The 22,333-nt window shown below is 43.1% G+C and carries 22 protein-coding genes and 4 tRNA genes; 6 read left to right on the forward strand and 20 right to left on the reverse strand.

What is annotated here, in order from left to right; translation table 11 throughout:
• Positions 1–69: 69 nt before the first annotated feature.
• From asnB to pyrB, 3 genes are read left to right on the forward strand one after another with little or no spacing between them, the layout of a single operon-like run.
• Positions 70–1,941: an asparagine synthase (glutamine-hydrolyzing) gene (gene asnB, locus T497_RS0106765; protein ID WP_028514967.1), complete on the forward strand. Its 1,872-nt coding sequence runs from the start codon at positions 70–72 to the stop codon at positions 1,939–1,941.
• Positions 1,942–1,955: 14 nt separating this feature from the next.
• The gene (locus T497_RS0106770; protein WP_028514968.1) at positions 1,956–2,624 is read left to right on the forward strand and encodes an HD domain-containing protein; all 669 of its coding nucleotides are present in this window, start codon (positions 1,956–1,958) and stop codon (positions 2,622–2,624) included.
• A 22-nt stretch (positions 2,625–2,646) separates the two neighbouring features.
• Positions 2,647–3,729: an aspartate carbamoyltransferase gene (pyrB, locus tag T497_RS0106775; RefSeq protein WP_028514969.1), complete on the forward strand. Its 1,083-nt coding sequence runs from the start codon at positions 2,647–2,649 to the stop codon at positions 3,727–3,729.
• A gap of 37 nt (positions 3,730–3,766) precedes the next feature.
• On the opposite strand, the gene T497_RS0106780 is transcribed toward pyrB, so the two are convergent.
• The 11 genes from T497_RS0106780 to epsC all read right to left on the reverse strand — a co-directional run bounded on the left by T497_RS0106780 (position 3,767) and on the right by epsC (position 10,226).
• The gene (locus T497_RS0106780; RefSeq protein ID WP_028514970.1) at positions 3,767–4,558 is read right to left on the reverse strand and encodes an RnfABCDGE type electron transport complex subunit B; all 792 of its coding nucleotides are present in this window, start codon (positions 4,556–4,558) and stop codon (positions 3,767–3,769) included.
• Positions 4,559–4,571: 13 nt separating this feature from the next.
• Positions 4,572–5,150 carry an electron transport complex protein RnfA gene (locus T497_RS0106785; protein WP_028514971.1) on the reverse strand — a complete coding sequence of 193 codons (579 nt, stop codon included), beginning with the start codon at positions 5,148–5,150 and terminating at the stop codon, positions 4,572–4,574.
• Positions 5,147–5,821, reverse strand: a complete 675-nt coding sequence (gene rsxE / locus T497_RS0106790) for an electron transport complex subunit RsxE (RefSeq protein ID WP_028514972.1) — start codon at positions 5,819–5,821, stop codon at positions 5,147–5,149. Before rsxE ends, T497_RS0106785 begins: the two co-directional genes overlap by 4 nt.
• On the reverse strand, positions 5,814–6,341 hold the full coding sequence (locus tag T497_RS0106795) for an FMN-binding protein (RefSeq protein WP_028514973.1): 528 nt from the start codon (positions 6,339–6,341) through the stop codon (positions 5,814–5,816). The genes rsxE and T497_RS0106795 overlap by 8 nt, the downstream gene beginning before the upstream one ends.
• Positions 6,331–7,272 carry an RnfABCDGE type electron transport complex subunit D gene (locus T497_RS0106800; protein WP_028514974.1) on the reverse strand — a complete coding sequence of 314 codons (942 nt, stop codon included), beginning with the start codon at positions 7,270–7,272 and terminating at the stop codon, positions 6,331–6,333. The genes T497_RS0106795 and T497_RS0106800 overlap by 11 nt, the downstream gene beginning before the upstream one ends.
• Positions 7,273–7,287: 15 nt before the next feature.
• The gene (rsxC, locus tag T497_RS0106805) at positions 7,288–8,565 is read right to left on the reverse strand and encodes an electron transport complex subunit RsxC (protein WP_028514975.1); all 1,278 of its coding nucleotides are present in this window, start codon (positions 8,563–8,565) and stop codon (positions 7,288–7,290) included.
• Between the two features lie 242 nt (positions 8,566–8,807).
• Positions 8,808–8,878, reverse strand: a tRNA-Cys gene (locus tag T497_RS0106810).
• 5 nt (positions 8,879–8,883) lie between these two features.
• Positions 8,884–8,959: transfer RNA gene (locus tag T497_RS0106815), tRNA-Gly, on the reverse strand.
• Between the two features lie 4 nt (positions 8,960–8,963).
• Positions 8,964–9,040: transfer RNA gene (locus T497_RS0106820), tRNA-Asp, on the reverse strand.
• Between the two features lie 7 nt (positions 9,041–9,047).
• Positions 9,048–9,123, reverse strand: a tRNA-Val gene (locus tag T497_RS0106825).
• 146 nt (positions 9,124–9,269) lie between these two features.
• Complete coding sequence (gene epsC, locus T497_RS0106830; protein WP_028514976.1) at positions 9,270–10,226, reverse strand: serine O-acetyltransferase EpsC; 957 nt, start codon at positions 10,224–10,226, stop codon at positions 9,270–9,272.
• A gap of 170 nt (positions 10,227–10,396) precedes the next feature.
• Here epsC and T497_RS0106835 point away from each other — a divergent pair, with 170 nt between their 5' ends.
• A complete protein-coding gene (locus tag T497_RS0106835; protein WP_028514977.1) occupies positions 10,397–11,266 on the forward strand; it encodes a tRNA lysidine(34) synthetase in 870 nt (289 codons plus the stop codon).
• Positions 11,260–12,174: a DMT family transporter gene (locus T497_RS0106840; protein ID WP_028514978.1), complete on the forward strand. Its 915-nt coding sequence runs from the start codon at positions 11,260–11,262 to the stop codon at positions 12,172–12,174. Before T497_RS0106835 ends, T497_RS0106840 begins: the two co-directional genes overlap by 7 nt.
• Positions 12,175–12,185: 11 nt before the next feature.
• Here T497_RS0106840 and T497_RS0106845 read toward each other — a convergent pair whose 3' ends face one another.
• Positions 12,186–14,522: an ATP-dependent Clp protease ATP-binding subunit gene (locus T497_RS0106845; protein ID WP_028514979.1), complete on the reverse strand. Its 2,337-nt coding sequence runs from the start codon at positions 14,520–14,522 to the stop codon at positions 12,186–12,188.
• A gap of 170 nt (positions 14,523–14,692) precedes the next feature.
• Here T497_RS0106845 and T497_RS18465 point away from each other — a divergent pair, with 170 nt between their 5' ends.
• Positions 14,693–14,839, forward strand: coding sequence for a hypothetical protein (locus T497_RS18465; protein WP_177243906.1), 147 nt, complete (start codon positions 14,693–14,695; stop codon positions 14,837–14,839).
• A gap of 37 nt (positions 14,840–14,876) precedes the next feature.
• On the opposite strand, the gene clpX is transcribed toward T497_RS18465, so the two are convergent.
• From clpX to ylqF, 8 genes are all read right to left on the reverse strand, one after another.
• Entirely contained in the window at positions 14,877–16,163 is a 1,287-nt protein-coding gene (gene clpX / locus T497_RS0106855) for an ATP-dependent Clp protease ATP-binding subunit ClpX (protein ID WP_028514980.1), read from the reverse strand.
• Between the two features lie 10 nt (positions 16,164–16,173).
• Entirely contained in the window at positions 16,174–16,764 is a 591-nt protein-coding gene (gene clpP, locus T497_RS0106860) for an ATP-dependent Clp endopeptidase proteolytic subunit ClpP (protein ID WP_028514981.1), read from the reverse strand.
• A gap of 102 nt (positions 16,765–16,866) precedes the next feature.
• Complete coding sequence (gene tig, locus T497_RS0106865; protein ID WP_028514982.1) at positions 16,867–18,159, reverse strand: trigger factor; 1,293 nt, start codon at positions 18,157–18,159, stop codon at positions 16,867–16,869.
• Positions 18,160–18,260: 101 nt separating this feature from the next.
• Positions 18,261–18,953, reverse strand: a complete 693-nt coding sequence (locus T497_RS0106870) for a metallophosphoesterase (protein ID WP_028514983.1) — start codon at positions 18,951–18,953, stop codon at positions 18,261–18,263.
• Between the two features lies 1 nt (position 18,954).
• Positions 18,955–20,448 (reverse strand): threonine synthase, encoded by a 1,494-nt coding sequence (gene thrC, locus T497_RS0106875; RefSeq protein ID WP_028514984.1) that lies wholly within the window; start codon positions 20,446–20,448, stop codon positions 18,955–18,957.
• Between the two features lie 12 nt (positions 20,449–20,460).
• Entirely contained in the window at positions 20,461–20,838 is a 378-nt protein-coding gene (locus T497_RS0106880; RefSeq protein WP_028514985.1) for a YraN family protein, read from the reverse strand.
• A complete protein-coding gene (gene rnhB, locus T497_RS0106885; protein WP_028514986.1) occupies positions 20,831–21,448 on the reverse strand; it encodes a ribonuclease HII in 618 nt (205 codons plus the stop codon). The genes T497_RS0106880 and rnhB overlap by 8 nt, the downstream gene beginning before the upstream one ends.
• Entirely contained in the window at positions 21,448–22,329 is an 882-nt protein-coding gene (gene ylqF / locus T497_RS0106890; RefSeq protein ID WP_028514987.1) for a ribosome biogenesis GTPase YlqF, read from the reverse strand. Before ylqF ends, rnhB begins: the two co-directional genes overlap by 1 nt.
• Positions 22,330–22,333 lie beyond the last annotated feature (4 nt).

Raw genomic sequence — 22,333 nt, forward strand, 5'->3', positions numbered from 1 at the left:
AAAATCTATTAATTTGTAGTATAATATTTTGGGAGATTTAATCGATAGATAATCGGAGGTCACGTATATATGTGCGGAATCGTAGGTTTTATGAATAATATTGACAATTCAAACGACGTTCTTGAAAAAATGATGGACCGTATAAGGCATCGTGGTCCTGACGCTGAGGGCAAATATATAGATGAGAATATTGCGCTCGGTCATCGCAGACTTAGTATCATAGATGTAAGCTCCAGCGGCGACCAGCCGATTTTTAACGAGGATTCTTCGCTGGTTATCGTTTTTAACGGAGAGATATATAATTATAAGGACATTCGTCAGGAGCTTGTTGACGCAGGTCATACATTCAAGACAAATACAGATACCGAGGTACTTATCCACGGCTATGAGGAGTTTGGCGAAAAGCTTCTCAACAAGCTGAGAGGTATGTTTTCCTTTGTTATCTGGGATAAAAACAAAAATGAGCTCTTCGGCGCACGCGATTTCTTCGGTATCAAGCCTATGTACTACGCTAATATGAACGGAGTTTTCATGTTTGGTTCTGAGATCAAGAGCTTTTTAGAACACCCAAAATTCACAAAAGAGCTCAATACTGCCGCACTTGAGAACTATCTCACCTTCCAGTTCTCCCCTACTTACGAAACATTTTTTAAAAATGTTTACAAGCTCCCACCTGCACATTATTTCAAATTAAAGGACGGACACTTTGAAGCTAAACGCTACTGGGACGTTCATTTCAACGCAGATGAAAAGCCAACTCTCGATGAATGGGTAAACAGGATATCAGATACATTCCACAACTCGGTTGAAGCACATAAAATCGCAGATGTTGAAGTTGGCTCATTCCTTTCAAGCGGCGTAGATTCAAGCTATGTAGCGGCTATTGCAGATGTTGACAAGACCTTTACCGTTGGCTTCGGTACTGACGAAAAGTATAATGAGATAGGCTGGGCTAAGAACTTCTCCAAGGCTATCGGCAAGGAAAATACCAGCAAGGTCATCACTCCCGAGGAATACTGGGATAACCTATCAATGATACAGTATCACATGGACGAACCGCTTGCAGATCCCTCTGCAATTGCTCTTTATTTCGTATGTAATATCGCTTCAGAAAAGCTGAAAGTTGTTCTTTCGGGTGAGGGTGCAGACGAGATATTCGGCGGATATAATGTCTACAGCGATCCGAACGGAACCGTTTATGACAAGCTGCCGAGAGCTGTAAAGCGCGGCATAGGTGCTGTAGCGTCAAAACTGCCTGCAAAGCGCGGTGTTAATTTCTTTGTCCGCAAGGGCAAGGACGTTGAGGAGCGCTTTATCGGCAATGCCTATATGTTCAAGCCCGAGGAGAGAAAGTCTCTTCTGAAAATAACTACAGACGCTCCTGATCCGACAGTTATTACGAAGCCATTTTATGCTAATGTAAAGGATAAGGACGACGTTACAAAAATGCAGTATCTTGATCTGCATATGTGGATGGCCGGGGATATACTTCTTAAAGCTGATAAAATGAGTATGGCTAATTCACTGGAGCTTCGCGTTCCGTTCCTTGACAAAGAGGTAATGGCTTTAGCTGAGAAGATCCCTACAAAATACCGCGTTACTCACGATAAGGGCACTGACGAGACCAAGTATATCACCAAATATGCTATGCGTCTTGCCGCAAAGAAGGATACTCCCGAGCAGACTGCCAAAACTGCGGCAAAGAAGAAGCTTGGATTCCCTGTGCCTATAAGAGTATGGCTTAAAGAAGACAAGTACTACGAGCTTGTAAAGAGCTATTTTGAAAGCGACAGTTCTAAGGAGTTTTTCAATACCGCTCCCCTGCTGAAGCTTCTTGACGACCACCGTGAGGGAAAGGCTGATAACAGCCGAAAGATATGGACTGTGTTTATATTCCTCATCTGGTACAAGGTCTATTTTGAAAATAACGGAAAATACTGATAAACGGAGATAATATGGCAAGTAAGGTTACCTATAAGTACATTAAACAGAACCCTGATATAATGGAATATATCCGCAGAGCTGACAATGCGCTTGAAGCTCTCGGATATACCGAGCATTCATTTCCACACGTTGAGCGTGTGGCTCATACCTCAGCGCTTATACTTGAAACTCTCGGATACGACGAGAGGACAGTGGAGCTGGCTAAGATAGCCTCCATAATGCATGATATCGGCAATGTTATAAACCGTGTCGACCACGCACAGAGCGGAGCTGTAATGGCTTTCAGGCTTCTTGATAATCTCAGTATGCCTGCTGACGAGATATGTTCGATAATCTCGGCTATAGGCAATCACGATGAAGGCACAGGACAGCCGCTGGACGCTATTTCCGCGGCTATGATAATCGGTGATAAGACTGACGTGCGCAGAAGCCGTGTCCGCAATACAGACCTGCTCACATTCGATATCCATGATCGAGTAAACTATGCTGTTGTACAGTCGGCTGTAAAATTCAACGATGACAAATCTTCAATAATCCTTGAGCTTCAGATAGATACTGAAATATCCTCTGTTCTTGAATATTTTGAGATATTTATGAAGCGTATGCTCCTTTGCAGGAGAGCTTCCGAGTTCCTCGGAGTTCAGTTTGAAATGATAATAAATGACAGTAAAATACTGTAAAAATATAACGGAGGTACAAAATATGATTTCGGAATATCAGCATCTTATTGACCTGAACGATTATCCTGTTTCATGGTGGAAAAAGGTGGTAGAGCTTGGTGAAAAGATATATCAGTCCCCTGCCGATTTTGCCCATGAGTGTGACGGGAAGATAATGGCTACCCTTTTCTATGAGCCCTCCACACGTACACAGATGTCATTCCAGACAGCTATGATACGTCTTGGCGGACAGATAATAGGTTTCGATAACCCTGCAAACTCGTCTGTTTCAAAGGGCGAGACCATAAAGGATACTACTAAGATCGTCAGCAATTATGCAGATGTTCTCGTTATACGTCACCCTATTGCAGGAGCGGCTAAGGCGGCTTCTCTTACGGCTGACTGCTCTGTTATCAATGCAGGTGACGGCGGACACCTCCACCCGACACAGACACTCACAGACCTGCTCACTCTGAAGATAGAGAAAAAGACTCTCTCAGGACTTACAATAGGTATGTGCGGAGACCTTCTCAACGGCAGAACAGTTCATTCTCTCTGCAAGGCACTGAGTATGTTCCCAGACAATAAGTTTGTGTTCATTTCTACAAAAGAGCTTGGTATGCCTGCCTACATAAAGGATATTATCAAGGCAAACGGAAGCAAGTTCAAGGAAGTCAAGACTATTGAAGAAGCTATCGGCAGTCTTGATGTTCTCTACATGACAAGGATACAGCAGGAGCGCTTTGCAAGTGAGGAAGAGTACCTTGCTCAGAAGAATACCTATGTTCTTGACAGAAAGAAAATGCTCGGAGCAAAGAAAGACATGATAGTTATGCATCCCCTTCCGAGAGTTGATGAAATAACAGTTGACGTTGATGACGATGAGCGCGCAATGTATTTTAAGCAGGCTAAATACGGTATGTATGTGCGTATGGCGCTTATAATGACTATTCTGAAGGAAAAGAAGTCATCTGAGACTCTCAAGGGCAAGATATTCAGCGGAGTTCGCTGCTCGAATCCGAAATGTATCACAAATCATGAGGAGTATCTTCCAAAGAGCTTCCGTTCAAGCGGTGATGAAACCCTTCTTGAATGTGAGTACTGCGATGAAAGAAAGCTTATATAAGTTTAAAAGCCACAGCTTTAAGCTGTGGCTTTTGTGTTTATGGCTCACATCTGTGAATTACCTTTACAGGGCATGATTCAATGCATATTCCGCAGTTCGAGCAGTTGCTGTGATCAATAGAAGCATGGAAGTTATTGACGATAATAGCTTCATTGGGGCACTTCTTTTCGCATATCTTACAGCCGATACAGCCGTTCTTGCATACGAGCTTTGTGACCTTGCCGTTGTCTCCTGACGAGCACAAAACGTCAATGCACTTTGATACGGGCTTTATCTCTATAAGCTGGTTAGGACAGACTGCTGCGCATTGTCCGCAGGCTCCGCATAGAGCGGGTGTTACTTTAGCGATACCGTTGACGATTTTTATAGCGTCATGTTCGCATACGGTCACGCAGTCTCCGAGACCGATACAGCCGTATTTGCACATACCGCTGCCGCCGTAAAAACGCTTTACAGCCTTACAGGACTGCACTCCATCAAATAGAAAAGCCTTTTCTGTAGCGTTACAGTCACCGCTGCAATGAACAACTGCTGTCATTGGAACAACTTCTGCTGCTTTTGTTCCGAGAATAGCTGCAATATTATTTGCGGCTTCACTTCCTCCGGGGCGGCAAAGATTGGTTGCTGCGCCCTTATTTATTATTGCGGAAGCGTAGTCCGAGCAGCCTGCAAAGCCGCAGGCTCCGCAGTTTGCCTGTGGCAGAGCTTCGTTTATTTTCTCTATTCTTTCATCGACCTTTACATAGAATACCTTTGCAGCTATGGTAAGAAGAACTCCTGCGAGAATACCGCAGCCGCCGAGTATAAGAGCAGGGATAAGATAAGTCATATCGAATACCTCCTCACTTGATAAGTCCTGCAAAGCCCATAAAGCTTATTGAGACTATAGAGGCAGCAATAAGAGTAGCAGGAACTCCCTTGAATGTCTCGGGAATATCTGCATATTCAAGCTTTTTGCGTACTCCCGAGAAAATGACAAGCACTATCATGAAGCCGAGTCCGCCGAAGAGAGCATTGATAATGGACTGGAAAAAAGTGTAATTGTTGTCGATGTTGAGTACTGTAACGCCGAGAACAGCGCAGTTTGTAGTTATAAGCGGCAGATACACGCCAAGAGAGCTGTACAGTGACGGTACGCACTTTTTCAGGAAATTCTCCACCAGCTGAACGAAAAGAGCGATTACAAGGATAAATACCACAGTATCGAAGTATTCAAGTCCGTTGGGAACGAGTATGCCGTGATGTATCGGGTATGTAACTATAGTTGCGCATATCATTACGAAAGTAACTGCGACACCCATTCCTGCTGCGCTGTCAAGCTTCTTTGATACACCGAGGAACGGACAAATTCCCATGAATTTTGAAAGGACAAAGTTATCTGTCAGCATTGCTGAGAGCATAATTGCAAGTATTGTCTTCAATGACAGTCACCTTCCTTTCCGCAGTTCTTAGCATTCGGACAGCCGCTGCAGCCGAGTTCCTGAGGCGGCTTTTTATTTTTGAGCTTATTTACAGCCGCAATTATCATACCAAGAGTGAAAAATCCGCCAGCAGGCATGATAAAGAACAGCATTGGATTTTCGCTGAGTACAGGTAATTTTATTCCCATCCACTGACCTGCGCCGATTATCTCACGTACAGAGCCCATGAGGAATAAAGCCAGAGTAAAGCCTGCGCCCATGCCTAAAGCGTCAAATGCAGAGGCTAAAATGCCGGTTTTGCTTGCGAACATCTCTGCTCTGCCGAAAATGATACAGTTTACGGTAATAAGCGTGAGATAAATACCAAGGCTGTCATAAAGACTTGGCACGAAGCCTTCAAGAAGGAAGCCTATGAGAGTTACAAAGCTTGCGATAATAACGATAAACGCGGGGATTCGCACCTTGTCGGGAATAACCTTTCTGAGTGCGGAAATAACTATATTAGAACCAAGGAGAACGAATGTGGTCGCAAGTCCCATGCCTATTCCGTTCATAGCCTGTGTGGTAACGGCAAGAGTAGGACACATACCCAGAAGCATAACAAGGGTTGGGTTCTCCTTGATTATGCCTTTTGTAAGCTCTTTTACGAGGGGAGTTTTCTTATCAGCCACCGAGTATCGCCTCCTTGTTTTCATTGTATGCTTTAAGCGCAGTATCTACTGCGTGTTTCATTCCATTGGAAGAAAAAGTTGCGCCGCTTATAGCGTCAAAGCTGTCTGACGGCTGTGAAAGTCCATAGAATTGCTTTCTGAAATCAGCTTCATCACGAACCTTAGAGCCAAGACCTGGGGTTTCGCCAAGAGAAACGAACTCGATTCCTGAGATGATTCCCTGTGCGTCAAAGCCCACAAGTATGTTTATACCGTCCTTTGAGTAGCCGTCTGTGATAACTTGTATAACAGTTTTCTTATCAGGAGTTACAGCAATAGTCTGTATCTCATCATAGCCGCATTTTATGTTTACGACCTTACTTTCGGTCTTGCCGAAAAGAGCTTCAACACTGCTGCTGAACTTCTGAGACTTCTGCTCTGCTATGCTGTCTTTGGTAAGCTCATAAGCGAATACAAGAAGCAGAGAAGCTATCACGCATATTATAGTAAGTACAACGGTAGGCTTTACCTTATCCTTCATTCTTCTCAGCCTCCTTTGCACCAAGTACCTTAGTTCTTGTAAGCTGCTCGATATACGGAGTAAGAACGTTCATAAGGAGTATTGAGAACGAAACGCCCTCGGGATAAGAGCCGAAACGTCTTATGATAAACGTTATGATACCGCAGCCGAGTCCGAATACTATCTTGCCCTTTGTTGTTATAGGAGTTGTTGCGTAGTCTGTAGCCATGAAAAATGCTCCGAGGAATACGCCTCCTGCGAGTATCTGATATACAGGATCAGAGCTGCTGATCCAGCTGAGAATGAACAGACTGCCGATGAATGAGAGTGGAGCTGCAAGGGAGATTATCTTTCTTGCTGCGAGATAAAGTCCGCCTATGAGAAGTGCAAGAGCGCAGGTCTCACCGAGACAGCCGCCTGTTTTTCCAAGAAACAGGTCGAGGTATGATACGGCATTGTCAGTTCCGGCGAGAGGGAGCGGTGTTGCGCTTGATATAGCGTCAAGGTCTGTGTGTGTGAATGGCTCTACCCATTTTGTCATTGCCGCAGGGAAACTTATCATAAGCACAATACGTGCGGTTATGGCAGGGTTTGCGAAGTTCTGTCCAAGTCCGCCGAAGAGCTGCTTAACAATGACTATTGCTACAAATGAGCCTATGACAGCCATCCAATACGGCAGAGTCGATGGCAGATTCATAGCAAGTATAAGACCTGTGACAACAGCTGAAAGGTCTCCGATAGTATTGCTGCGTTTCATCATTGTGCGGCATACGTATTCAAAAAATATGCAGCTTCCGATACAGACCGCAGTCAGCGGAATAACGCGTAAACCGAAGAAATATACCGCTGCTCCCCATGCAGGAAGAAGAGCGATTATAACATTCAGCATTATATTTGTGGTTTTAGTGTAGTTCTCGTCATGTGGGGACGGAGATACAATAAGCTTATCCATTGGTCATCCGCCTCCTTACTTTCTTGGGATAAGTGCTTTTGCAAGCTGATTGGTCTCTGCAAGCTTTCTGTTTGCAGGACAGACATATGTACAGCTGCCGCAGTTCATGCAGAGCATGACTTTAAGCTGCTTGAGTTCTTCTATATTACGTATTTTATAAGCTCTGTCGATATCTGCGGGCATAAGTCCGAGGGGACAAACTCTTACACATCGTCCGCAGCGTATACAGTTCGATGTTTTGCGCTCGTCATAATGATTGAAAGCAAGGAGTGCGTTTGATGTCTTTACTACAGGCATATTTATATCAGGAACGCTCATTCCCATCATAGGACCGCCTGCGATGAGTTTTTTTATAGACGGGATATCGGCTTTGCAGAATTCAAGAAGTTCTTTGAAGGACGTACCGATAACAGTGCGGACATTTTTAGGCTCCCCTACTGCATTTCCGTCAATTGTAAGGCGGCGTGTGACAAGGGGCATACCTGTCTGCATATAGCGATAGAGAAATGCAACGGTTGACACATTCATAACAATTACGCCTGCGTCGGCTGGCAGTGAGCCCTCGTTGACAATTCTTCCCGTTGAGTTATAGATGATTACCTTTTCAGCGCCCTGCGGATATGCAGAGGGCAGAGTTATGATGTCTATAGTATCATCATTTTCAGCCATAGCCGTGAAATTCCTGATAGCTTCGGGCTTGTTTGCTTCGATAGCGAGCTTTGCTGACTTTATGCCCAGCTGAGACTTTACCATATTTATACCGTTGATAATATCCTGTGGATTTTCTATCATCTCTCGGTAATCGGCAGTTATGTAAGGCTCGCATTCAGCCGCATTAATTATCAGTGTATCAATATCAGCTTTTGGATTCAGCTTTATATGTGTAGGGAATCCTGCGCCGCCAAGTCCGCAGGCGCCGCTCTGACGAACAGCTTTTACAAAACTTTCCTTATCCGTAACAACAGGCGGCTTGACTTCATCTGATACAGTCTGAAGTCCGTCTGTTTCTATCTCTATCATTTTGCAGACTATTCCCATAGCGTTTCGATAATCGCTTATGGCAGTTACCTTTCCTGAAACGCCTGAGTGTACTGGAGCACTGAATGCAGCGTCGGTATCGCCTATCATCTGACCGACTGCAACTGTGTCCCCTACCTTTACAAGAGGCTGACACGGAGCGCCCATAGTCATTGACATAGGTATAGTGACTTTGGAAGGAACAGGAAAATCTACAGTAGAGCTGTTTTCCGTATTTTTACGGTGTTTAAGCTTTATACCGTTAAGCTTTTTCATATATTTCTCCTTGATATAACGGCTTGATGTTAGCCATTTTGTTTTCGGTAATAATGTAGCATTGAAAGCAGGGCGAAATGAGCCCATACAATAATATTATATATGAAAACAGTATAATATTCAAGAGTTTTTTACAAAAAAATTCATATTCTATTAAAGAAAATAAAGGAAAAATTAAAAGGCACCCGAAAGTGCCTTTAAAAACAAAAATAAAAAGCATCTGCTGTTGCAGATGCTTCGAGAGGCGCCACCCAGATTTGAACTGGGGATCAGGGTGTTGCAGACCCACGCCTTACCACTTGGCTATAGCGCCGCAATTGGAGCGGATTACGAGGCTCGAACTCGCTACCTCCACCTTGGCAAGGTGGCGCTCTACCAGATGAGCTAAATCCGCATAATGGCGACCCCGAACAGATTCGAACTGTCGACCTCCTGCGTGACAGGCAGGCGTTCTAACCAACTGAACTACGAGGCCAAAGAATTGGTGGGGACTACAGGGCTCGAACCTGTGACCCTCTGCTTGTAAGGCAGATGCTCTCCCAGCTGAGCTAAACCCCCACTTTTTCTTCCGTTCATCGGTTAATCAGTTCCGACGACTTTAATATTATACCACGATATTTTATGTTTGTCAAGCAATTTTTTGAAATTTTTCAAAAAAATTTTTGTAAACGATAAAAGCACGGTATATCGTTAAAATACAATGGTCAGATAATATAGAACCAGCTTTCATCAGGATCGACTTCTTCTTTCTGGATAGAGATCTGAGAGTCAAAGTAATATCTGAGCTCCTGATTCTTGATACTTACCTTTGCTCCCTCAGGGATAGAGCGTGTGATAAATGCGTTACCGCCTATTACAGCATTTTTTCCGACAACTGTCTCGCCGCCAAGTATAGAAGCTCCTGAGTAGATAGTGACATTGTCTTCGATTGTAGGGTGACGCTTTTTGTTGCGAAGTGACTGACCGCCTCTTGTTGAGAGCGCACCAAGTGTAACGCCCTGATATACCTTAACGTTGTCCCCTATTACTGTAGTTTCACCGATAACTATGCCTGTTCCGTGGTCAATGAAAAAGTATTTTCCGATAGTAGCACCAGGGTGTATATCAATACCGGTTTTGCTGTGAGCGTGCTCTGTCATTACACGAGGGATAAGTGGCACCCCAAGTAGAAACAGCTCGTGTGCCAGTCTGTTTACCAGTATAGCATATAATCCGGGATAAGAATAGATTATCTCATCCTTATTATATGCGGCAGGGTCACCGTCATATGCAGCCTGAACGTCAGTTTCGATATAGCTTCTTATTTTTGGTATCTTATCGAGAAATTCAAAGGTTATCCTTTCAGCGTTCTCGTTTATTTCGTTTTCACTGAGATTGACATATTTTTCATCATAGCGCAGTACAATAGAAATCTGACGTATAAGCTTAAAGATAACATCTTCAAGTATCATAGAGATGTTATTGCGGACCGTGTAGACGCGATAGCTCTTATTTCGGAAATATCCCGGAAAAACAATTCTTCTCAGAGACTCGATTATATCAATGATATTTTCGTTATCAGGGTGGTCAAATGTTTTGACCTCATCTATAGTTCTGTTATCCTGATAGTCAAGAAGTATCTTTTTTGACAGATTATTGATATTTTCTTCAAGCTTATGCATTCTTGCCACCTCACGCGAAAATTATATGTACTGTTATGCTATAAATATATCATATATAATTATACAACAATTCACTTATATAGTCAATAGGCATTATATGCGTATTTTACTTGACTTTGTTCAGAATTAGCGTTATAGTATTATATGAATAATACTAAGTGAGGGTTATCATGAACAGCAGTATAGACAACTCCATAACAGGAGAATTCAGCAAGAGCATATGGTCGAAATTCCGTAAAGGCATTGAGGAATACAGGCTTATCGAAAATAACGATAAAATAGCTGTATGCATTTCAGGCGGCAAGGACTCCATGCTCATGGCTAAATGTATTCAGAGACTACAGAAATACGGCAATATTGACTTTGATGTCGAGTACATAGTTATGGATCCCGGGTACGCCGACGAAAACAGGAAGAAAATCGAGGATAATGCTAAGCTTCTTGATATTCCGATAAAAATTATGAATACGAGGATATTTGAATCTACGGAGAAAGTTGAAAAGAATCCCTGCTTTCTGTGCGCAAGACTTCGCAGAGGCTGGCTTTATAAAACTGCTCAGGAGCTTGGCTGCAATAAAATAGCACTGGGACACCATTTTGACGATGTTATCGAAACTATTCTTATGGGAATGCTGTACGGCTCACAGGTGCAGACCATGATGCCAAAGCTTCACAGCGAGAATTATGAGGGAGTGCAGGTCATTCGTCCATTGTATCTTGTGAGAGAAAGTGATATTATCCGCTGGTGTGAATACAATGGGCTTGATTTTATACAGTGTGCCTGCCGTGTCGCTAAAAGCGAGGGCAGTTCAAAGCGTGCTGAGATAAAACAGCTTTTGCAGCAGCTTCGCATGACTAATCCTGCTGTTGATATGAATATTTTCCGCAGTGTAGAGAATGTCAATCTTCAGACGCTCATATCCTATCATCGCGGCAGCGAATATCATCATTTCCTTGATGATTTTGAAAAAGGATTCAGTATCAAGGGCACAAATAACTTTTCGGATAAAAAAGATGAAACGGAGCAGGAGCAATGCTGAAAAAATTACGCGGCAGTTTAATGCTTCTCACAGCGGCTTTCATATGGGGAACAGCTTTTGTGGCTCAAAGCAAGGGTATGGACTATGTTGCTCCCTTTACTTATAATGCTGTACGTACACTTATTGGCGGAGTTGTCCTTATCCCGATGGTTTTCTTATTCGGACAAAAAAGCCGCAGAAAAGTTTCGGAAAATAATAATAAAATAAGCTTTATTGGCGGAATTATCTGCGGACTGGTGCTTTTTGCTGCAAGTTCATTTCAGCAGTTGGGTATAAGTCTTACATCTGCGGGGAAGGCTGGCTTTATTACTGCACTTTATGTTGTTATTGTTCCCGTAATCAGCATAATATTTGGGCAAAAATCAAACCTCAAGATGTGGATTTGCGCTTTTACTGCGATCATCGGATTCTATCTCTTGTGTATAAAAGAGGGCTTCAGACTTTCCAAAGGCGATTTATATGTTCTTATTTGCGCAGTATTTTATTCAGTTCACATCATAGTTATTGATCATTTCAATTCAAAGGGCGCTGAGCCTGTAAAAATGTCCTGTGTGCAGTTTTTTACCGCAGGAAGCATTATGATGATATGTATGTTTATTTTTGAGTCCCCTGCCCTGTCGGCTGTTTGGGCTGCAAAGTATACCATATTATATGCAGGAGTAATGTCCTGTGGAGTTGCTTATACATTGCAGATTATCGGACAAAAATACACTGAATCTACTGCCGCTGCGCTTATAATGAGCCTTGAATCAGTATTTGCTGCACTTGCTGGCTGGATAATTCTAAGTGAACATATGAGCATGAAGGAATTTGCAGGCTGTATTTTAGTATTTGCAGCTGTTGTTTTTTCACAGCTCGATATAAGCTTCAAAAACAGAATACACATCAAAGAAAAGGGCAATACATGAGTATTGCCCTTTTATACTGTTATATTTTTAGTTATGAGCACATTGTCGTTCTCAATGTCAAGTTTTATGCTGTCTCCTTTTGTGATTTCGGAACTTATTATCATATTTGCTAGCCTGTTCTCGAACATTTCAACAGCCTTTCGCTTTATTTGACGTGCTCCGTATTGATATGTGCCGTTTACTGAAGCTAATGATTCAATAACCCTATCCGTAAATTCAATATTGATCCCGATTGAATCTGAGCGCTTTTTCAGGTCTTCAAGAGCTTGTCGGCTTATTTTTAACAGGTCATTTTTTTCAAACGGTCCAAAAACGACAATTTCATCTATTCGGTTAAGAAATTCAGCTGAGAAATAGTTTTTTACAGCTTCAATAGCTCTGTTTTCAAGGCTTTCATGACTGTTTTCGGTAAAACCAAGCGATGATCTCATTATCATATCCTCTGCGCCTATATTTGAAGTCATTATTATTATGCAGTTTCTGAAGCTTATTTTTCTCATAAGTGAATCAGTCAGCATACCGTAATCAAGAATCTGGAGCAGGATATTCAGTACCTCTTTCTCGGCTTTCTCAATTTCATCGAATAGTATCAATGAATATGGATTTCTTCTAACCTTTTCGCAAAGATTATTATCGTTGTTGTCGTAGCCTGCATAGCCGGGAGGTGCGCCAATAAGCTTTGCAACTGAATGTTTTTCCATGTATTCCGACATATCGACTCGTATCAGATTATTTTCACTGTCAAAAAGGCATTCTGCGACAGCCTTGGAAAGTTCTGTCTTGCCTACTCCTGTAGGACCTGCGAACAAAAGCGAAGCAATTGGTCTGTTTGTATCACGAAGCCCTACCTTAGCTCGATATATAGCGTTTGTGACTTTTTCGACGGCGTGTTCATGTCCTATTATGCGCCTTGAAATAACAAATTTCAGTCTGCTGAGCTTTTCTGATTCGTGTGAGGATATTTTGCTTGTTGGTATGCCTGTTTTAAGAGAAATTACAGTGTTCAGGTCGTCTTCCGTTACACAGCAGTTTTTAGGTGCTTCGATGACTTTGTTGAGCCTTGACAGTTTTACTCCTTCCATATCAATGAGTTCAGTATCTTTTTTCAGCTTCTGGCAGCTGTTTTTTATCTTTGCCCATGCGCAGGCTTCGTCAAGTATGTCGATAGCCTTATCAGGCAGAAATCGGTCAGTTATATAGCGTTTTGAAAGCTCCACTGAAAGTCGGATAATATCGTCGTTTATTTTTATATCATGGAATGATTCGTAGTTTTTTCGCAGTCCCTTTATTATCTCGATACAGCTGTGATTATCGGGCTCGTTTACCTTTACGGGCTGAAAACGGCGCTCTAAGGCAGCGTCCTTTTCTATTGTTTTTCTGTATTCGTCAAATGTTGTAGCTCCTATAAGCTGGAGCTGTCCCCTTGCGAGCTGAGGCTTCATTATATTTGCCGCGTCAATTGCTCCTTCCGCAGCTCCTGCGCCGACAATAGTGTGTATCTCGTCTATGAAAAGAATGATATTCTTTGCTTCTGCGGCTTCTTCTATGCAGGATTTAACCCTTTCCTCGAAGTCTCCGCGGTATTTGGCTCCCGAAAGCATGGAAGTAAGGTCGAGTGAGAAAATATACTTGTTTTTCAGATTATCAGGGACGAGATTTCGTATGAACATAGCGGCAACTCCCTCGACTATAGCTGTCTTACCGACGCCTGCTTCTCCTATCAGACAGGGATTGTTCTTTGTTCTGCGTGAAAGGATCTGTAAAACCCGTTCTATTTCTCTTTTTCGTCCGATAAGAGGATCATTTTGATTGATAACTGAAATGTCCGTGATATTCTTTCCGAATCTGAAAAGATTCGGATACTGCGAGGGCTTGGGTTTTAACGATTCGTAGAGCTTTATATTCATTTCTTCATCGGTAATGCTTCTGAGTCTTTCACATAAATATGGTATATCAGCATCTGCACGTTTCAGCACTGTACAGGCACTGCATGATGATTCTTTTATTATAGCTGCAAGAATATGCTCGGGAGAGGCTTTTTTTACTCCTGTATTTATTGCGGCTGAATAGGCTGTTTCGAGAATATGTTTAGTTGCTGTTGTAAAAAAGCGCTGATTCAGTATTGACGGTGTCCCCCTTCCTACCATATTAATTATCTCTTTTTCTGCAAGGTCATAGGATATGCCGCTTTCAATAAGCATTTTGGCAGCATCTGAGATTTCGTCGTCAAGCATAGAAAGCAGGATATGCTCGCTGCCTACATACGTATGTCCGAGCTCAGAGGCGTGGTCAATTGCTCCTTCTATCATTTGTATTGCTTTACGTGTGAATTTTTCGTTGTTTATCATAGCTTGCTCCTTTTATATTGTTCTACATATATTATGCCACTATATCTGTGCGATAACTGTCGAAACAGCGATTGCAATAAAATCTGTAACACTTTTTTTGCTATGGCATAATATGTACTATAAAGCGAACAGAAAACGCTTTAAATACATTATTCAAGGAGCTTTTAATTATGTGTAATTCATGCTTTGGCGGAAACAATTGCTGGTGTATCATTCTCTTAGTACTTCTCGTTATCATTCTCTTTTCGGGCTGTGGTAACAATGGCTGCGGCTGCGGTGACTGCGGCAACAATAACGGCTGTGGCTGCGGCTGTTAAGAAAAAGAAAAGGGGCTGCATTTGCAGTCCCTTTCGTTTATTCAGCTTTTAAAAGCTTGTTTCTTCTGTTTATAAGCAGCGGCTGTGTTTCATTGATAACGCAGTCTGCTGTTACAGTTACCTTAGCTATGCTGCCGTCAGACGGAACGGTAAACATAGTTTTCATAAGGATAGACTCAAGAATGGAGCGGAGTCCTCTTGCGCCTGTTTTCTGAGCTATAGCTTTCTTAGCTATCTCGGTAAGAGCTTCATCGTCTATTTCAAGCTCAATGTCATCGTATCTGAAAAGCTTCTTGTACTGCTTGATAAGAGCGTTCTTTGGCTCGGTAAGTATTCTTACCAGTGAAGCTTCATCAAGCTCCTCAAGAACGGATATAACAGGAAGTCTGCCTACAAACTCAGGTACCATACCGAATTTTACAAGGTCCTTTGGAACGACCTTCTTGAAGATATTTTCAGTCTCGATGTTATGAGTATTGATATCTCCGCCGAAGCCGATAGGAGCCTTTCCGATACGCTTCTGAATCTGCTTTTCAAGTCCGTCAAAGGCGCCGCCGCAGATAAACAGGATATTCTTTGTGTTTATCTGGATAACCTCCTGATTAGGGTGCTTTCTACCGCCCTGAGGAGGTACGTTTGAAACAGTACCCTCGATTATTTTGAGGAGAGCCTGCTGAACGCCTTCACCGCTTACATCACGGGTAAGTGATGTGTTCTCGGATTTTCTTGCGATCTTGTCTATCTCATCAATGTAGATGATTCCGCGCTCTGCTGATTTTATATCAAAGTCAGCTGCCTGAATAAGTCTGAGCAGAACGTTCTCAACGTCATCGCCGACGTATCCTGCTTCCGTTATAGTAGTTGCGTCAGCTATAGCGAAAGGAACGTTCAGAAGCTTTGCAAGAGTCTGAGCAAGGAAGGTCTTACCAACACCTGTAGGTCCGAGAAGAAGAACGTTGCTCTTCTGGAGCTCAACTCCATCTTTATCGGAAAAATCCTTGGTGTTCTCCTGACTCATTATACGCTTATAATGATTATAAACTGCGACAGAAAGCGATATTTTTGCATCGTCCTGTCCAATTACATACTCATCGAGAAAAGCCTTTATCTCCGTAGGCTTCATGAGTTTCATTGAAGAAACATCATTTTCTGTATCTGCTTTCGATGCTTTTCTATGCGCTTTAGCTACTCCAGAGCCATAGAGCATTTCGTAGCAGTAAGTTACGCATTCATCACAAATATTAGATGAACCTGCTGAGAACATACTGCGAACTCTGTTTTCCCCTTTGCCGCAAAAGCTGCACGATTTAAACGTTTCAGCCATTTAATAACCCCTACCTTTTTGTGATGACCTTATCAATAAGTCCGAATTCAAGAGCCTCCTGGGCTGTCATATAATTATCTCTCTCGCAAGCGGCATGTATTTCTTCCACGCTCTTGCCTGTATTAGCTGCGATTATTTCTTCGAGTCTGTCTCTTGTACGCTCAAGATTCTTAGCGTGTATCATGATATCGGTCTGCTGACCGCCAAGTCCGCCGCCTATAAGAGGCTGGTGTATCATGATCTCGCTGTTTGGAAGAGCTATTCTCTTGCCCTTTGCTCCTGATGAAAGCAGAAATGCTCCCATTGAAGCTGCCATACCGATACATATCGTTGAAACATCGCATTTAATGTAATTCATAGTGTCATAAATAGCCATTCCCGCAGTTACAGAACCTCCGGGGCTGTTTATATAAAGTGAAATGTCCTTTTCTGAATCCTGGCTTTCAAGATAAAGAAGCTGAGCAACAACAACACTTGCTGTAGCATCGTTGACCTGATCAGAAAGCATTATGATTCTGTCATTGAGCAGACGGGAATAGATATCATAGGATCTTTCGCCTCTGCTTGTCTGTTCTACGACATAAGGTACCAGTACGCTCATTTTTATCGCCCTTTCTTTAAAAACAGTTGTCCCACATAAGCTGCGGGACAACATGATATTTTTTATGATTGATTGTCGAAAAAGCTGTTATTCAGCCATTTCTTATGCAACAGAATTGTCTACTACAGCGTTTTCCTTAACGAGCTCGATAGCCTTCTGAACTCTGAGGTCAGTGATATAATCCTCAACAGGGATAAACTTCTTAACTGTTTCAACATCAATGTTATTAGCAGCTGCGATCTCGCCAAGGCTGTTGTTGAGATCTTCGTCAGAGATCTGGATATTCTCGAGGTCTGCGATCTTCTCAAGAGCGAGTCTGAGCTTAACTTCGTTTACAGCTCTGTCTCTGTATGTCTCTCTGAATGAATCCATATCCATACCTGTGTACTGGAAGTAGAGCTTGATGTCCATGCCCTGCTGCTGGAGCTGCTGCTCGAATGATCTCATAAGAGAATCGATTCTCTGCTCATACATACAATTCGGGATAGGAGCGTCAACCTTGCTGATAAGAGCTTCCATAACAGCGTTCTCAAAGCCTGACTCAGCCTGCTGTGCAGCAGCCTCTTCGAGCTTTGTCTTGATGTCTTCCTTGTATTCTGCAACAGTCTCGAACTCTGTAGCGTCCTTAACGAGGTCATCGTTGATCTCAGGGAGCTCTTCGTAGCTGATAGACTTGAGTTTGCACTTGAATGTAGCGTCCTTGCCTGCGTAATCTGTCATCTGGTAGTCCTCAGGGAACTTAACGTTTACGTCGAACTCGTCGCCGATGTTGTGACCAACGATCTGATCCTCAAAGCCTGGAATGAACTGACCGCTGCCGAGACGAAGAGGATGATCCTCGCCCTTGCCGCCTTCAAATGCCTCGTCACCGAAGAAGCCCTCGAAGTCGATGATAACTTCATCGTCCATCTGAGCTGCTCTGTCTTCAACAGAAACGATACGAGCGTTCTTCTTCCTGATGATATCGATCTGCTTGTCAATATCTTCATCAGTGATCTCCTTAACTTCCTTAGCAGCCTTGATGCCCTTGTAATCAGAGATCTCAATCTCCGGCTTTGTAACGCAGATAGCCTTGAGCTCTACGCCCTGCTCCTTATCGATAGAAGTAACTTCAACGTTAGGTCTGTCAACGAGAACAAGTCCTGTCTCCTTAACAGCTGCGTCTATTTCAGGTCCGAGGAGTGAGTTGATAGCGCCCTCATAGAAAGCACCCTCGCCGAACTCTCTCTCAGCAAGCTTTCTTGAAACCTTGCCCTTTCTGAAGCCTTTGATCTGGATATTTTTCTTCTGACGCTGATATTCTTTTTCAACAGCAGCCTCAAAAGCGTCTGCGTCAATTGAAATTACTAACTCGGTAGTATTTACATCTGTCTTGTTTGATGATTTTAAACTCATATTGATACGTCCTCCAATATTTATATAACATACTTGGTATATTATACCACATTTCCAAAAATTTTTCTACTGATTTCCAACACTTCTGCATTATGCACAATTTACAGAACTTTCTCCGGGATAAATTGTAGATAATCGCCTGCGATAAGATGAAAATTTACGTCATCATAGGTGTTTTTTACGCAAAGCTCATGGGCAGAACGTCCGTGTATATGACCATAGTAGCAATCTTTTATCTTGTAGCGATAAAGAATTTCAAGTATGTCATAATTAAAATTTGTTGCAAAAATAGGCGGATAGTGCAGAAAAACAATGGGTTCCAGGTTTTCTGCCAGTGCGGAACGGATAGAGGTCTCCAGACGCTGTACTTCCCTTTTGAGCACCTTTTCGTCCTGAGATTCGCCCGGCATATTCACCCAGCCTCTTGTACCGCAAATCCCGTATTTTTCATATGCATAATGGTTATTATGCAGTATTTTTATTGTATCAAGCTTCTCGGCGGCAAGGAATTCTTCCATTTTTTTCATGGTTGTCCACCAGTAATCGTGGTTTCCTTTGATGATTATCTTCTGCCCGGGGAGCTCGTTTATAAAATGAAAGTCAGGTGCTGCTTCGGCAAGGGACATTCCCCACGAAATATCCCCGGGGAGCACCACTGTATCATTTTCATTTATCAGTTCATGCCAGTTCCTTTCGATCCGCTCCTGATAGTTCTCCCAGCCATTGAAAATACTCATGGTCTTTTCGGGAGCGCCTTTGCACAGATGCAGATCAGCAAGTACAAACAAGCTCATTTTATTTGCTCAGAGTTCTGAGCACATAATCCTTCTGGTCTGACTTATCTATAACATCATTGAAGCGCTCGGGCTTGTTTCTGAGGTCAGCAAGTGCCGCAGGAACAGGTATATCTGAAAGCTCAGCTATCTTGTCGACCTTGTCGTATTCGTCGATATCAGATACCTTTCCTTCAAGAGCTTCAAGAACAGCAGCACTGAACTTGTAAGGACTTGCAGTTGAAGCGATAACAGTTTTTGTTGTATCGCCTGTAGCGTTTTTATAATCGTTATAGACCTTTACTGCAACAGCTGTGTGTGTGTCACAGGTATAGGAGTATTTCTCATAGATAGAGTGGATAGTTTCCTTGGTCTGTGCGTCGTCACAGAAGCCTGCGGCAAATTCTTCGGCAAGCTTTGCCTTTACATCAGCATTTACTTCATACTTGCCCTCAGAAGCGAGCTTTCCGAACCAGTCACGGATAAGAGCGTCGTTCTTTCCTGTCATGAGGTAAAGAAGTCTTTCAAGATTGCTTGAAATGAGGATATCCATAGACGGTGAAACAGTAGCATAGAACTGTCTGTTTCTGTCATAAACGCCTGTGTTTATGAAGTCAGTGAGAACGTTATTGATGTTTGAAGCACAGATAAGCTTGTTTACGGGAACTCCCATGTGCTTTGCATAGTAAGCAGCAAGGATATTTCCGAAGTTTCCTGTAGGAACTACGATGTTTATCTTATCGCCGAGAGCTATCTCGCCGTCCTTAACAAGCTCAGCATAAGCTGAAACGTAGTAAACTACCTGAGGAACAAGACGTCCCCAGTTGATAGAGTTTGCGCTTGAGAACATCATGCCCTTTTCTTCCAGAGCTTTCTTTACGTCGTCATTGGTGAAAATAGCCTTTACACCGTTCTGGCAGTCGTCGAAGTTGCCCTTGATAGCGCATACACCGACATTTGAGCCTTCCTGAGTCTTCATCTGTCTCTTCTGCATCGGGCTTACGCCGTCCTCAGGATAGAAAACAAGGATAGAAGTTCCCTCGACGTCCTTAAAGCCCTCAAGAGCAGCTTTACCTGTATCGCCTGATGTAGCAACGAGGATAACTATCTTCTTGTCAAGCTTTATCTTCTTTGCGGAAGTAGTAAGGAAGTATGGGAGGATCTGGAGCGCCATATCCTTGAATGCACAGGTCGGACCGTGCCAGAGCTCCAGCATATATGTACCATCGAAGAGATGTGCCATCTCTGCAATGCTTTCTGTTTCAAAGTTCTTTGTGCTGTACGCGTTGTCTGTACAGTAGTGTATCTCAGCATCTGTAAAGTCTGTGAGATACTTAGCAAACACATAAGCAGCTCTGTCGGCATACTTCATGTCACCGATAGCTTTTATCTCGTCAAGAGTGAGCTGAGGAATGCTCTCGGGAACAAAAAGTCCGCCCTCTGCTGAAATACCCTGTGTAATGGCTTCAGCGCTGCTGACCTTGACACTGCTGTTTCTTGTGCTGTTATAGAACATATTTATCACCTTTCAAAATATGAAGTTGTAGCCTGTTGTATCATAGGCATTGGTTATATAATCAATGCTGAGCACTTTGCCCTCCGAAATGATGACTTGTGCGACATCGAATCTCGGCTGTAGCATATTAGGGTGCTTACAGCAATAATCAGCGGCAGTTTTTATAATCAGACCGCGTTTTCTTGTGTTGACAGCCTCAAAGCCTGTGACCATGCTGTCAGGCTTTCTGGCTTTTACTTCAACAAAAGCGATATAGTCGCCGTTTTCAGCGATTATATCTATCTCACCGCCCTTTATCCTGTAATTTCGGGCGATGATATTATATCCTCGCTCGGTCAGATAAGCGCAAACGCTTTCTTCTCCGAGTTTTCCTATTTCACTTTTAGTCATATAATTTTTTCAGAAATGTCTTGCGATGAACTTCTGATATACCGAATTCCGCTATTTTTTCATAGTGTAGCTTCGTTCCGTAGCCCTTGTGCTGCGAAAAGCAGTACTCAGGGTACTTTTCGTCGAGCTCGCGCATATAGCGGTCTCGTGAGACCTTTGCAAGTATGGACGCAGCCGCTATTGAAGCTGAAACAGCGTCGCCGTGGATAACAAACTGACTCTTGCAGTTGAGCTGGGGCAGCCTGTTTCCGTCTATCAGAGCTAAATCGGGATTTACGCCAAGTCCGTCAACAGCTCTTCTCATAGCAAGCATTGTTGCCTGCAAAATGTTGAGTTCATCTATTTCCTGTACGCTTGCTGTTGCTACGCAGTATGCGTCGGCTTTTGCGATAACTTCGTCATAAAGAAGCTCTCTGCGCTTTTCTGATATCTTTTTGCTGTCGTTGAGATAGTCTATAAGAACAGAATCGTTGAGGATAACTGCGGCGGCGTAAACATCGCCTGCAAGCGGTCCCCTGCCTGCTTCATCGACTCCGCAGATAACGGGATATTCCTTTCGGAGCTCAGTATCGTAGTCAAAAAGCTCCTTGTGAAGAACTATTCTTGCCATTACTGCTCCTTCTGCGGCGGAGCTTCGAGAGTTATCTTTCCGAGCTTGCCGCTTCTGAATTCATCAAGAACTGTTATTGCAGCTCGCTCGGTGTTTATCTCACCGCCTGATATCATCATGCCGCGCTTCTTTCCGACTTTTTCAAGGAGCTCCAAGCCCGTGTCTTCGTCGGAAAGCTCAATTTTGTATCTCTCGGTTATAGAAGTTGGATAATTCTCAGCAAGATAGCTTAAAAGCTTCATGGCGAGTGTTTCGATATCAAGTATATCGTCGCTTATAGCTCCTGTAAATGCAAGTCTTATTGCGACGTCCTGATCCTCGAATTTTGGCCACAAAACACCGGGCATATCAAGAAGCTCTGTGTTGTTATCGAGCTTTACCCACTGCTTTGTACGGGTAACACCTGGCCTGTCCTCTACTTTTGCACGCTTAGAGCCTGCTAACTTGTTTATAAGCGAGGACTTTCCTACATTCGGGATACCTACTATCATAAGGCGTATTGCCGCGCCTGTCATGCCGTTTTTTGCGCGCTTGTCCATTAACTCTTTTAAAACAGTGCTTTTTATAGTGGGGAGAATGAATTTCAGGCCTTTTCCCGACTTACAGTCCACTGACAAAGCAGCGCAGCCGCAGTTTTTGAAATAATTTATCCAGAGCTGAGTTGTTTTGTCGTCAGCAAGATCACACTTGTTGAGCAGAACCATTCTCGGCTTGTTTCTTGTGAGCTTATCCATTTCGGGATTTCGGCTGCTTAGCGGAGTTCGTGCGTCCAATATCTCTACAACAGCGTCAACAAGAGAGAGATTAGAAGTTATCAATCGCCTTGTTTTCGCCATATGACCAGGAAACCACTGGATCTGTTTCATATCGCTGTTATCCATAATT

It is taken from the genome of Ruminococcus flavefaciens MA2007 (genome assembly GCF_000621845.1).
In the GTDB taxonomy this organism is placed as follows: Bacteria; Bacillota; Clostridia; order Oscillospirales; family Ruminococcaceae; genus Ruminococcus; species Ruminococcus flavefaciens_E.

Excerpts from the sequence above, each read along its gene's own strand:
- asnB (WP_028514967.1), top strand. The coding sequence starts at position 70 with ATGTGCGGAATCGTAGGTTTTATGAATAATATTGACAATTCAAACGAC.
- T497_RS0106770 (WP_028514968.1), top strand. The coding sequence starts at position 1,956 with ATGGCAAGTAAGGTTACCTATAAGTACATTAAACAGAACCCTGATATA.
- pyrB (WP_028514969.1), top strand. The coding sequence starts at position 2,647 with ATGATTTCGGAATATCAGCATCTTATTGACCTGAACGATTATCCTGTT.
- T497_RS0106780 (WP_028514970.1), bottom strand. The coding sequence starts at position 4,558 with ATGACTTATCTTATCCCTGCTCTTATACTCGGCGGCTGCGGTATTCTC.
- T497_RS0106795 (WP_028514973.1), bottom strand. The coding sequence starts at position 6,341 with ATGAAGGATAAGGTAAAGCCTACCGTTGTACTTACTATAATATGCGTG.
- T497_RS0106800 (WP_028514974.1), bottom strand. The coding sequence starts at position 7,272 with ATGGATAAGCTTATTGTATCTCCGTCCCCACATGACGAGAACTACACT.
- rsxC (WP_028514975.1), bottom strand. The coding sequence starts at position 8,565 with ATGAAAAAGCTTAACGGTATAAAGCTTAAACACCGTAAAAATACGGAA.
- epsC (WP_028514976.1), bottom strand. The coding sequence starts at position 10,226 with ATGCATAAGCTTGAAGAAAATATCAATAATCTGTCAAAAAAGATACTT.
- T497_RS0106835 (WP_028514977.1), top strand. The coding sequence starts at position 10,397 with ATGAACAGCAGTATAGACAACTCCATAACAGGAGAATTCAGCAAGAGC.
- T497_RS0106840 (WP_028514978.1), top strand. The coding sequence starts at position 11,260 with ATGCTGAAAAAATTACGCGGCAGTTTAATGCTTCTCACAGCGGCTTTC.
- T497_RS0106845 (WP_028514979.1), bottom strand. The coding sequence starts at position 14,522 with ATGATAAACAACGAAAAATTCACACGTAAAGCAATACAAATGATAGAA.
- T497_RS18465 (WP_177243906.1), top strand. The coding sequence starts at position 14,693 with ATGTGTAATTCATGCTTTGGCGGAAACAATTGCTGGTGTATCATTCTC.
- clpX (WP_028514980.1), bottom strand. The coding sequence starts at position 16,163 with ATGGCTGAAACGTTTAAATCGTGCAGCTTTTGCGGCAAAGGGGAAAAC.
- clpP (WP_028514981.1), bottom strand. The coding sequence starts at position 16,764 with ATGAGCGTACTGGTACCTTATGTCGTAGAACAGACAAGCAGAGGCGAA.
- tig (WP_028514982.1), bottom strand. The coding sequence starts at position 18,159 with ATGAGTTTAAAATCATCAAACAAGACAGATGTAAATACTACCGAGTTA.
- T497_RS0106870 (WP_028514983.1), bottom strand. The coding sequence starts at position 18,953 with ATGAGCTTGTTTGTACTTGCTGATCTGCATCTGTGCAAAGGCGCTCCC.
- thrC (WP_028514984.1), bottom strand. The coding sequence starts at position 20,448 with ATGTTCTATAACAGCACAAGAAACAGCAGTGTCAAGGTCAGCAGCGCT.
- T497_RS0106880 (WP_028514985.1), bottom strand. The coding sequence starts at position 20,838 with ATGACTAAAAGTGAAATAGGAAAACTCGGAGAAGAAAGCGTTTGCGCT.
- rnhB (WP_028514986.1), bottom strand. The coding sequence starts at position 21,448 with ATGGCAAGAATAGTTCTTCACAAGGAGCTTTTTGACTACGATACTGAG.
- ylqF (WP_028514987.1), bottom strand. The coding sequence starts at position 22,329 with ATGGATAACAGCGATATGAAACAGATCCAGTGGTTTCCTGGTCATATG.